The 10,455-nt window shown below is 59.6% G+C and carries 16 protein-coding genes; 14 read left to right on the top strand and 2 right to left on the bottom strand.

Features of this window, described 5'->3' with window-relative positions; all coding sequences use genetic code 11:
• Positions 1–428: 428 nt before the first annotated feature.
• The gene (locus A9K66_RS04415; protein WP_067320076.1) at positions 429–827 is read right to left on the bottom strand and encodes a hypothetical protein; all 399 of its coding nucleotides are present in this window, start codon (positions 825–827) and stop codon (positions 429–431) included.
• A 276-nt stretch (positions 828–1,103) separates the two neighbouring features.
• On the opposite strand from A9K66_RS04415, the gene A9K66_RS04420 reads away from it, so the two are divergent.
• The 5 genes from A9K66_RS04420 to A9K66_RS29060 all read left to right on the top strand — a co-directional run bounded on the left by A9K66_RS04420 (position 1,104) and on the right by A9K66_RS29060 (position 4,581).
• On the top strand, positions 1,104–2,276 hold the full coding sequence (locus A9K66_RS04420) for a site-specific integrase (RefSeq protein WP_067320079.1): 1,173 nt from the start codon (positions 1,104–1,106) through the stop codon (positions 2,274–2,276).
• The gene (locus tag A9K66_RS04425; protein ID WP_156751001.1) at positions 2,263–2,865 is read left to right on the top strand and encodes a hypothetical protein; all 603 of its coding nucleotides are present in this window, start codon (positions 2,263–2,265) and stop codon (positions 2,863–2,865) included. The genes A9K66_RS04420 and A9K66_RS04425 overlap by 14 nt, the downstream gene beginning before the upstream one ends.
• A gap of 142 nt (positions 2,866–3,007) precedes the next feature.
• Positions 3,008–3,208, top strand: a complete 201-nt coding sequence (locus tag A9K66_RS04430; RefSeq protein WP_067320085.1) for an AlpA family phage regulatory protein — start codon at positions 3,008–3,010, stop codon at positions 3,206–3,208.
• Positions 3,209–3,433 (top strand): hypothetical protein, encoded by a 225-nt coding sequence (locus A9K66_RS30025; protein WP_067320088.1) that lies wholly within the window; start codon positions 3,209–3,211, stop codon positions 3,431–3,433. It begins immediately after the preceding gene.
• A 329-nt stretch (positions 3,434–3,762) separates the two neighbouring features.
• Entirely contained in the window at positions 3,763–4,581 is an 819-nt protein-coding gene (locus A9K66_RS29060; protein ID WP_082953684.1) for a helix-turn-helix domain-containing protein, read from the top strand.
• Between the two features lie 72 nt (positions 4,582–4,653).
• On the opposite strand, the gene A9K66_RS04450 is transcribed toward A9K66_RS29060, so the two are convergent.
• Positions 4,654–4,833 (bottom strand): hypothetical protein, encoded by a 180-nt coding sequence (locus A9K66_RS04450; protein WP_067320097.1) that lies wholly within the window; start codon positions 4,831–4,833, stop codon positions 4,654–4,656.
• A gap of 366 nt (positions 4,834–5,199) precedes the next feature.
• Here A9K66_RS04450 and A9K66_RS04460 point away from each other — a divergent pair, with 366 nt between their 5' ends.
• The 9 genes from A9K66_RS04460 to A9K66_RS04490 all read left to right on the top strand — a co-directional run bounded on the left by A9K66_RS04460 (position 5,200) and on the right by A9K66_RS04490 (position 10,425).
• Positions 5,200–5,502 carry a hypothetical protein gene (locus A9K66_RS04460; protein ID WP_067320103.1) on the top strand — a complete coding sequence of 101 codons (303 nt, stop codon included), beginning with the start codon at positions 5,200–5,202 and terminating at the stop codon, positions 5,500–5,502.
• Positions 5,499–6,059 (top strand): hypothetical protein, encoded by a 561-nt coding sequence (locus tag A9K66_RS04465; protein ID WP_067320106.1) that lies wholly within the window; start codon positions 5,499–5,501, stop codon positions 6,057–6,059. Before A9K66_RS04460 ends, A9K66_RS04465 begins: the two co-directional genes overlap by 4 nt.
• Positions 6,056–6,358, top strand: a complete 303-nt coding sequence (locus A9K66_RS30030; protein ID WP_197507440.1) for a hypothetical protein — start codon at positions 6,056–6,058, stop codon at positions 6,356–6,358. Before A9K66_RS04465 ends, A9K66_RS30030 begins: the two co-directional genes overlap by 4 nt.
• Before the next feature lie 10 nt (positions 6,359–6,368).
• Complete coding sequence (locus A9K66_RS04470) at positions 6,369–7,259, top strand: hypothetical protein (protein WP_067320109.1); 891 nt, start codon at positions 6,369–6,371, stop codon at positions 7,257–7,259.
• Positions 7,240–7,443: a hypothetical protein gene (locus tag A9K66_RS04475; protein WP_156751003.1), complete on the top strand. Its 204-nt coding sequence runs from the start codon at positions 7,240–7,242 to the stop codon at positions 7,441–7,443. The genes A9K66_RS04470 and A9K66_RS04475 overlap by 20 nt, the downstream gene beginning before the upstream one ends.
• A gap of 270 nt (positions 7,444–7,713) precedes the next feature.
• Positions 7,714–8,079, top strand: a complete 366-nt coding sequence (locus A9K66_RS04480) for a P27 family phage terminase small subunit (RefSeq protein ID WP_067320116.1) — start codon at positions 7,714–7,716, stop codon at positions 8,077–8,079.
• Between the two features lie 4 nt (positions 8,080–8,083).
• Positions 8,084–8,350 (top strand): hypothetical protein, encoded by a 267-nt coding sequence (locus tag A9K66_RS29065; protein ID WP_082953685.1) that lies wholly within the window; start codon positions 8,084–8,086, stop codon positions 8,348–8,350.
• A complete protein-coding gene (locus A9K66_RS04485) occupies positions 8,347–8,538 on the top strand; it encodes a hypothetical protein (RefSeq protein WP_067320119.1) in 192 nt (63 codons plus the stop codon). The genes A9K66_RS29065 and A9K66_RS04485 overlap by 4 nt, the downstream gene beginning before the upstream one ends.
• Positions 8,539–10,425, top strand: coding sequence for a hypothetical protein (locus A9K66_RS04490; RefSeq protein WP_067320123.1), 1,887 nt, complete (start codon positions 8,539–8,541; stop codon positions 10,423–10,425).
• The last annotated feature ends 30 nt before the right edge of the window (positions 10,426–10,455 follow it).

The raw sequence follows: 10,455 nt of genomic DNA on the forward strand, positions 1-10,455 counted from the left end.
TCCCAGAATAGGACAGCGCGGGTCTACAATTAGTTAAAGCTAATAGAATTTTGCCGGCGTGCCGCCGCTTTGTGTCGGCTGTCCTCCAGCGGTGTGTCCGCCGCCCGCCCGGCAACGTGCGGCTGAGGGGCGCAAGCCGCCGACCGTGAGGTCATGAGTCTGGTGCGCTCCTGAGATCGGTGTTCTCCACTGGACAAGAAACGTTGACGCCATGTGCCTGACGCCGGCGGCCCGGCAGGCTGGCGGGGTAGGCCAGCAAACGCCGGGCCTGACCGGTGGGCTCGGGGGCGAGACACAGCACTGGCTGCCGATAAACATACGCTTGTGCTGATGTGGCCGGTACATATCAAGAAGTTGATGGCGTAGTAGCCTAAAGGGGCCTCAGCGCACGAAAGGACGCGGCAGAGCCGCCAACCTGCCGGAGCCAGCTAGTGAAGCTTGCCCCTCGGAGGCTTGGCGGTCAGCCACTTCAATTTGACGCTGTTAAGCTCTTGTTCGAGCTCCAGCGCGAGCCGGACGATGGGGTCCGGAATGGAAATCGCGTCTCTCCCGCCCTTTGCCACCTGCGTCTTCGCCGAAAGCTCCGAGACTACTTTGGATCCGGCCGATTTCGACAGCAGTCGGGACAGGTGCTCCCGCTGCAAAGCGTGAACCTCTTCCAACAGGCTCAGGAACCTCAACGCATCCACTGTCGGCAGCCTGTTGGTTCTCAAGCGGGCAATCCGCTCGTGCTGGCGCGCGATGTGCCGCTCGCCATGTCGAACATGACGCTGCGCCATGCTGATGTAGTCTTCGAGAGACATGGCGCACAACGCGAAAACAGGCATCTCGTTCCTTCGGCAGGATCTTGCAGGACAATCGGATGGGGCACGGGACGCACCCAAGGCTCGCCGGACCAATAACGCAAAGCAGGGATTGGCGCAGATGGCCGTCCACAGCGAAACGGTCGCCGCGCAGGAGATGATATGCCGACGGGGTTGGGAATGTGGCGGAGGGAGTGCCCGCCACTCCGCCGTTTCTGGCGATTTTGCTGCTCATAACCCGTTGTAAAGCACGATAAAATCAATAAAGTCACGTTTGCGGTTATGGCAACGGGATCGGAAATGGCTCGTCATAAGCTCTCGGAAGCTGGTCTGAAGCGCATCGACAAGGCTGGCATCTATAGCGACGGGGACGGCCTATTCCTGCGCGTCAGGAAGGGCGGCAGCCGTCAATGGTTTTTCATCTACAAACGCGAAGGGAAACGGACCGAACTCGGCCTGGGCGGCTACGGGCAGGGAACGGCGCCGGTCTCGCTCGCTCTGGCACGTGAGAAGGCCGAGGCATTGCGGCAGCGCCTGGCGCGTGGCGAAGAACTCGGGATGAAGCCAAACCCGAGTCCTCGCACCATCACCTTCGAGCACTGCATGGATGAGTTGCTGAAGGCGAGGGCAGGGGACTGGAAGAACTCGAAGCATAAGGCGCAGTGGGAAATGACCCTGCGCGAATATGCGCAGCCGCTCCATGCGCTCCCTGTCGCCGATATCGCGCTCGGCGATGTCAAAGAATGCCTGCTGCCTCATTGGCAGAAACGGCCAGAGACGGCGGACAGGCTTCGTTCGCGTATTCAGGCTGTCATCGATTACGGGATCGCCCACGGATGGCGCACGGCAGGCAATCCGGCGCGCTGGCGCGGGTTGCTGGATAAGGTGATGCCAAAGCGTCAAAAGCTGTCACGAGGCCACCATGCGGCGCTGGCTTATGGCGACACGCCAAAGATGATGGCGAAGCTGCGCCAGTCTTCCGGCACGGCTGCGCGGGCCGTCGAGTTTCTGGCCTTGACCGCGACTCGCTCCGGCGAAGTTCGCGGCGCTAAGTTCCCGGAGATCGACACCAAAGCGAAAACCTGGACCATTCCGGCCGAGCGGATGAAGGCGGGAAAGGAGCACGTTGTCCCGCTCACCGATCGCGCACTTGCCCTCGTGGAAATCATGCGGCAGCGCGCAACGTCCGACCTCGTTTTCGGCGGCGGCATTGAGGATCGTCCTATCTCTGATACGGCGATGACCAAGGCGCTGCGGCTTGCCTCTCCCGACAAGGCGGCGACCCTGCACGGTCTTCGTAGCTCTTTCCGCGACTGGTGCGGCGATTGCACCAGCTTCGAGCGTGACGTTGCAGAGGCCGCGCTCGCGCACACGATCCGCGACAAGACCGAGGCAGCCTATCGGCGCAACACGGCATTGGAGAAGCGGCGTGAGTTGATGGCCGCATGGGAGGCCTATCTTGACGGACGCTGAGATTTTGATGCGGGCGCTCAACGACGAGGCGACCGAAGAAGAACAGCTTCACCTCATCGACAAGATATTGGACGCGCTCAAACTCTATGACCGGCATGTTCAGCTCGGGCTGGAAATGCAGGAAGCAAACGGCGATGAGTTGAGAACGCTCCAGGCGGTTCGCCGCTACCTTTCAGAAACAGCCATTCCGCCATGGATCACCATGCCGATCTGGCTCAGGATCACCGATCTTCGAGAAAAGTCTGTTCGGAAGTCGAACGCGTCGCTGCCGGAGGCACAGCTGTGGCCGAAGGCTTTGGCTGCAGCCGCCATTTCGCAATACATGTTGCTCGGCTTGCGGCCCCTAATAGATGCCGCCGACCACGTTGCCGCACTGACAGGCTTTGACCGGGATCTGCTAATCGACTTCCGAGAAAACACCAAGAAGGGCAAGGAAAAGACCGACAGGAAGAAAGCATACCAACACAGCATCGAGTTCTTGCAAACGATTCCCGCCGACAGGTTTGACGCCGAGATTTCAGAAATGCTCGCCCAAATTTCAGCGATCCCGACCGAAAGGAAACGCGCCGACCGTAGAAACCGTAAATAGGACCTTTGATTTACGGGGCAAACCTGCTGCATCTGAAGAGCCGTTCACGGGGACGGCATTGCTGACATTGCCGTTCCAGACCGCAAACCGGGACGGCTAAAACTTCAATGAAGTTGCCGTTCCAAGCACGGGAAACGGCACCTTGGAAGACCATCCCCTTATCTCGATAAAGCAGGCATCGGCGCTGACTTCACTGTCTCGCGGCGCCATCAACATTATGCGTCGCCAGGGCATGTTCCCCCCGGCGGTGCAGCTTGGCGAAAAGCGCATAGCCTTCGTCCGCTCCGAAGTCGATCAATGGATTCGTGAGCGCATCGCAGCCCGTACCCAGGAGGCTGCGTAAATGGCATTCGAAACCACCGATCACACCAGCGACGCCGGCCATCTGGAGCCGATGATCGAATGGCTTCGCGAGAACCGCGCCATGTGCGGCCGGCCGATCGTTCCCTTCCTCCGCCGCAAGTACGGTGTCAGCGCACTCGACGCCTGCAAGATCCTTCGCCTTTCCCGACTCCGAGACGATTGGCCGGCGGACGATCAGGGAGGCGCCCATGCTGAGGCCTCCTGAGAACGAAAAAGCGGCGGCGTGCCCTAACAACACGCCAACCGCCTTCAAGACGTCATCCCTGGCAGGAAATGACTGCACTGAGCATAGCAAAAAGCGTCGCCGCACTCAACGCCAACCTAACTCGAAATGGGCAAGCCAGAACGCCTGGCAGGCTCGAAACCTGGAGAAGCGTCGCGCTCATGTCGCGGTTCGCAGAGCGATCCGCTCCGGCAAGCTGACGAAGCCCACGCGCTGCGAAATGTGCGGTGAGGTGAAGCCGCTCGACTGCCACCACGACGATTATTCCCCGTCGCGCGTCCTGGATCTGAAATTTTGGTGTCGGCCCTGTCATGCCGGCCATCATGCGCGGCTGCGGAAACGGGGAGGCGCCGATGGCTAAAGGCCCTGTCTTTTCCCCCAATCCAGCACGCGTGATTGCAGATCAGAACCTCACGGCTCTCGACATTCGCGTTTTGACGGCGATCGCCGTGCATGATCGCTTCAGCAAAAACGGAATCGGCTGCACGGCCAGTCACACCCGACTGGCCAACCTCGTCGGCTGCCACCTCAAGAGCCTGTCTCGCTCAATCAGGACGCTTGCCGAACGCGGCTATGTCGGCGGCCGGGCGAATCCTCTGAACCCGAAATCTCGGTGCTACTACGTCGTCTACAACGACCTGGACGAGGCCATTCTGAAGTCCGTCAAGGGTAACCAGCCTGTTACCTACACAGGTAACGAGCCTGTTACCAATCAAGCGCCGACAGGTAACCAGTTCGCTACCCCACGGGTAACCAACTCGTTCCACATAGGTAACCAACTCGAAAAAAACGCTCAATCAATTCAAGGAGATGCTGGCTATAATATATTCAGTGAAACTGTAAGAGATCCTGTAGAAACAGAAAAAATATATCCCGCAGAAGCGGCGTCACCTGTGGTTCCGCCCTCCGACAAGAAGGGCAATGAGCGGGCGAACTCCGTCAGCATCGGCGCCATGCTGGCCATGGTCGAGCGTGGGACGAAGGCCGGCCAGGTCAAGAACCTGAAGCAGTGGTTCGACTGGCTTGACGGCCTTGTCGGCGATCGCGGCACCTTGGATCAACTCGACGCCAACTACTGGCGAGCCTGCCGCCTCTTCGAAGAGATCGGAGGGGCGCTCGATGCAGCATGAGAGACGTTCCGCCGAGCTTGGGAAGGAAGAGGAGCCCAGAGCCTCTGTCGGCGCTCTGCCTCCAGATGTCGGTCAGGAAACCGGCACTCCCAGATTGAAGAACCGCACCAGTGCCGAGATGAGGTCTTCGGCCGTTTCAGCATCAAGGTGCAATTCGATCAACTCGTCATCGTCGCCGATCAGTTCGATGCTTCCCAACAGCGGTTTGGTCGAGACAGTCGTTAGGTCGTTTCCTTGGTATTCGGCGATCATCCTTGATCTCCCTCATCAGCCGTCGAGGCGAGCGTATCTCCTGGTACGGTGGGGTCAATATCGATCGCAGGTTGGTCTACCTTCCGGCCTCGCTGATCTTCCTCAGTCGGCGCCGAGCTGCTTTGGCTCGCGCTTGCCCGTTTCGAATGCGGTCGCAAAGTGCGATTGCAACAGCGATCCCGCAATTCTCATCGAGCATTGCCTCCGCTTTCTTCAAGGCGAGTTCGGCTCGCTTCGCGCGTTGTCGGGCGAGCGCCACTTCCAAAACGACAAGTTCCATCTTCCGGCATTCCGTGGGTTAGCAGTCCCTTCATTAGGGCAACCGACGTGCACCGGGATTGTTCCGAATGAGTGGAGGCGGCGGGCATGAGCATTGCGCGCAAACTGGCCGCCGCCCGTCGCATGCTCGCTGATGCGACCGCCATCCTTGCCGAAATCGAGGTGGAGGCAGAGCAGGAGAAATCCTCGAGCCCGACCTGGGTAGAGACCGGAGTCGCGGCCGAGGCGCTCGGCATCCCGCTCGATAGCGTCAGAAACCTCTGTCGGCAAAAGGGCTACGGCCGCAAGCGTGGCGGGCGGTGGGAAGCCGACATCGGAGCGCTTCGAACCTATTTCGGAAAACGCGACAATCGCGACGAGACGCATCGCGTTTCGGGCGGCATAAAATGATCATGAACCTGATCAGCAAAATTATCCCCGTCGCAAGCGATGCATCCTTTTTCCGGGCAGCATTGCGCTTGCCGAAGCCGAGCGCGGAATATGTGATAGCCAAGGACGAAGCGCGCCGCGCATCCTCCAATCTTCGCTCTCTGAAAACTCGCCGAGAGGCGCTTCAGATTGAAGCGTGTGTCGACAATCCGTGCCACGACAGGCTTGCGACACAGACGTTGCACTCCATGCTTGACGACCTGGAGGCAGATATTCGAACGGCCACCGAGCGTGACCGCGAAGCTTTTGCCGATCTGGGGCGCCTGCGCTCAGCCTATCGCGACCATGCTCACGCTGCTCTAGCCGACGACATCGAGGGTCTTGGTGCACTCATTGCCCAGCGCCTCGAAGAGATTCGCGAATTGCTCGAAATTGCCGAAGCCCTCAATGGCCAGGCACGCGAAGCGCAAGTTGAAATGATGCCGACACTCATCCGCGAGGCACCGATAGCCCTGCGGCTGCTCGAACCTGTCGCCGCCACCATCAACAAAATGATCGAGAAAGGAACACGACGTTGAGCGAACCTTGGAACAGGCTTGTGACCTATCTGGCGGGCGAACGCTGCATCTACGATGGCAAGCTGTACGAAGCGCGCTTCGATTTGTGTCGCGGGCTTAAACCAGCCGGGCCTCATAGCCAGAAGTTTTGGCGGGCGCTGCCACGGATTTTTCCAGCGGCAGCACGCAAGAGCGACGGCGCTCCTCAGAAGCGCAGCCATGACGACGCTGCGCGCCAGATTCTTGAAGTGGTTCGGGAGCATGACCGCAAGAGAAAGGCGCCGACCGGCTACCTAACCCGCGACATGAGCCACAGCTGAGGCCCGCTCCATGGAAGACGGCGTTGAAATCATCAACGGAGAGCGCTTCTGCCGGGGGTTCATCACCGAGCGGACAGATCCCTATTTCCTGGCGCTCCAGCGTGGCTATCAGGAAATCGCAGCGGCTCGCCTCGAAGTCACGGCGCAGCCCGTTGAGCGGGCATGGCGTCTGATCGGTCCTGAGACCTACGAGAAGTCCATTGAGCCAGATAGCACTGGCCTTCAGATCCATGGCATCGCGGCAACGCCGACCATCAACAGCCATAAACAGGCGCTCGATTGCAAGGGCATAGAAGTAGATTTGCCGGTGCCCTTGTTCTCTGAGCACGAGGATAAAGACCAGGCGATCGGCACAGTCTTTTATGTCAGGCGCTCGCCCACCTGCCTCTATGTGCGAGCGTGCCTCCATGGTCACTTCGCGGCAAAGTACGCTGAAAAGCTCATCAAGAACGGCATGGTCTCCTGCCTCTCAATAGCGCCGGTCCGAGGGAAGAGCACGCCGCTCGCCACGGTCGATGGCATTAGGTTCTTCTCTGGGATCAAGCTCGCTGAAGTCACCATCTGCCGACAAGGCGCCAATCCGGACGCTCGCTTCGAAGTCTATCGCAAAGGCGATGATGGCAAGAAGTTCTGGGGTGCCCAATCGTCAACCCCGCGCGTCAATCCGAGCATGTTTTCTCCTGACCTGGCCGAAGCCAAAGGCATCCCATATCGCGGGCCTTGGCGCGACAGCGAGCAATACGAGGCCGGACAGTTCGCAAGCCATCAAGGGGCGCTCTGGGCCGCCCTTATCCAAAGCAAGGGTGTTCGGCCCAATGAAGCGCCAGGCGTGTGGCAGTTATGCGTAAAGCGAGGCGCCGTCGAGAGGATGGAGAAGGCCCATGCCGGCACCAGTGCTTGATCAGATTGACGTGGTGCTGAGCGAGGACCGCAAGCACGTGCTGCTCTATGGCTATGCCGGCGACCAAATCTATCTTCAGCGCGTCCACCAGTCAGAGACCGAGCTAGATCCCGATACTGTCGAGGTGACCGAAGCCAGCAAGTGGCGCGGCAAAGGCAAGCCAGACGGATGGGTGAAGCTGTGAGCGGACACCTGGCCGAAGCCGTTCAATGGTTCACTGAGCACGAATGCGACCGGCGCGGCCCAGCCGGCTCACCGTATGAACTGATGAAGCGCACGTTCGCACTGAGCTTCGATGAGGCATGCACGGTCTGCCGCGAGACACGCAAGCTTGTGGGACCGTTCCCGAGCACCCCGGGGGGGCGATCACGAACTCAGGGCTCACACCTCGTGGACCGCTCGGGCAGCTTTTTTCGCATCAAATTGAGCAAAACATTCGCGAGGTAAAACCCTAGTGGCAAAAAACCTTCAACTCGTTGCCAACAACCCGCCCGTGATCGGTGCGCCACCGAGGCCGCTCGGCCAGCACGGGATGGCTTTGTGGCAGTCGGTCAACGGGCAATACCAAATCGAAGATGCTGCCGGGATCGAGTTTCTGGTCACCGCTTGCCAGGCGCTCGATCGAGCCGAGGCTCTGAAAGCACAGATCGATGCTGATGGCGCGGTCATTCGCTCAAAATCGGGCCTGAAGGACCATCCGGCCTTGAAGCACGAAATTGCAGCCCGCTCTCTGTGCATCCGGACTCTGGCAAGGCTCGGTCTCGACCTAGAGCCGCTTCATGGCGGCCCTGGGCGGCCTGCCGGCTCCTATAGGAGCTGATGCATTGCCGACCAAACGCACGCCACGGAACCGCAACGCAAAGCGCAGGATCACCCCGGCAGCTGTCGAGGCCTTCAAGGCCGGTGACTTCAAGGCCCTGCACCGCGCCCTAGGCTTGCGACCGTGGGAAATGAGCCCTCTTCCGATCGATGTCACGCCGCTGGGCTGTGACCCAGAGCGTCCACCGAATCATCCTGACGCAACCCTCTTTGCCCAATCTTTCGGTCAGGCAGTTGAGCTGCAACGCGCTCTTTTGGAGGCGGTGCAGTGACCCAGGAAGAGCGGCTCCACATCGCCCGAAATCTGATCGTCGCTGGCATCGAAATGGCCTTCCAGGTCACCGGCAGCGGCCTGGCTGCGCTTGAAGAGACTGAGACCGCAATGGGGGCCTTCCTCGCCGCGCACAATGCGAAGCTGACGGCTGAGATCGAAACACTCGAAACACAAGGATCTGCCTAAATGGTCGCAAGCGTCGGCTCGATCAGCATCGACTTATCGACAAACGCGCAGAAGTTCGCATCCGGCTTCAAGTCGGCCGCGACCACTGTCGAAAGCCAAAGCGCGCGCATGGCCAAAAGCGTGGCGGCTGTCGAGAGGAATGTTGCCTCGATCGGCGGGACGCTCAAGACCTTTGTCGGCGGCTTGGCCGCTGGCGCCGGCATTGCCTCCATCGCCTCTCTGAGCGGAGCTTTCGACACTCTCAAGCAAACGATCAGCGAATACGACGAGATCGCCACGAACTCAAGGCAAGTGGGCCTCAAGCCGGAGACGTTCCAGGCCCTATCGTTTGCAGCCAAGCAAGCGAATGTCGAACAAGAGACCTTCAACACGTCTCTAACCATCTTCGCCAAAAATGCGGGCTTGGCAGAGAAGGGGACCGGCGCGCTGTATGCCGGCCTGAAGAAACTCAATCCTCAGCTTCTACAGAACATCATCAACGCCAAGGACCAGGAAGAGCGGCTAAAGCTCGTTTCCGATGCGCTGGCGCAGACGAACGATGCCACGCAGAAGGCGGCGCTTGCCGCAACGGTCTTTGGCAAGAGCGGCGTCGAAATGGCCCGCTTCCTCGACCAGGGCCGCGCGTCGATCGAGGCGATGAAAAAGTCCGCTCGCGACATGGGCATCATCGTCCCCGATGACCTCCTTCAGCGGGCTGGCGAACTGGACGACAAACTCGATGTTCTGAGCAAGATCATTCACGTTCAGCTCGGCGAAGCCGTCATCAACCTGGCGCCTGTCCTTGAGAAGGCGACCATCGGCTTTGCCAACTTCTCAAAGAGCGTGAATACCGCTTCCAGCGCCCTGACCGATTTCGTTAACGACCCGAGTTGGGCAACGCTCGAAAAGCTTGTGGTGTCAATCGGCGGTGAGCCCTTCAAGGAAAATAGCCTCCTCGGGCACCTCGCCAACGGCACGATGGATTTCGGCACGTCAGCCGAAGATATCTCCGCCATCACGAAAGGCATCGACTTTCTAAAGCAAAAGATCGCCGAGCTTCAGGATCAGGCCGCGAAAGGGGCCGACGTTCATATTGAACTAACGGAGGCCCAGCAGAGCCTCAATGATCTTGAGACCCGGTTGCGCCAGATTCAGGGCGTTGGCGTGTCTGCGGCCAATGAAATCCGCGCTGGCTTCGCAGAAGCCTTTCGTGCAGCCGAGAATGCCTCAATGGAAGCCCTGGCGTCGATGCGCGGCGCCGCTGCTCCTGGCTCTCTGCCAAACGTCACGCGCTACGGCGGAAACCCGAACCAGATCGAACTTCCAGACCAGAGCCGAAACGTTCAGACAAACGTCAACGGCTCTGGCGTCACTGTCACCAAATACAACGCGGATACGGCTGACAACACAAAGGAGACCGCCGGATACGCCCGCGACACGGCCGACAATATCGACACGCTCGATCGAAACACCAACGGCTATTTCCGCGACCTCGGCAACACCGTCAACAGCAGCGCGGCCACGATCAGCCATTCAGTCAGTTCGCTTTCGGACTTGATTGGCAACGAGTTCGGCCAACTCCCCAGCTACCTGATCGCAGCCCTTCAGTCACAGGGCGGAGGCCTAAACACCGGCAACATTTCGAGCGAATCTCATCTGTTCGGGCCGAACTATGACTCCCAGCACGGCAGCTATGTCGGTCCGATCCTGAATGGCGGGATAGCCCCGCACTACAGCCTCGGTTCAATGACGAGCGGCGGATCATCCGACACGCAAGTCTCCGTTGCTCAGCCCGGCTCGGACATCACGCTGAACTATTACGCCGCCCCCGGCGAAAGCACAGAAACCGCCAAGCAGCGGGCGCGCGAAATGTTCAATGAACTAACCCTTCAGGCGTCGAGGGCATAATGCTGGCACCCCTGATCGCAGGCCACGCAA

The sequence above is a fragment of the Mesorhizobium sp. AA23 genome (assembly GCF_001672435.1).
Taxonomy (GTDB): domain Bacteria; phylum Pseudomonadota; class Alphaproteobacteria; order Rhizobiales; family Rhizobiaceae; genus Mesorhizobium.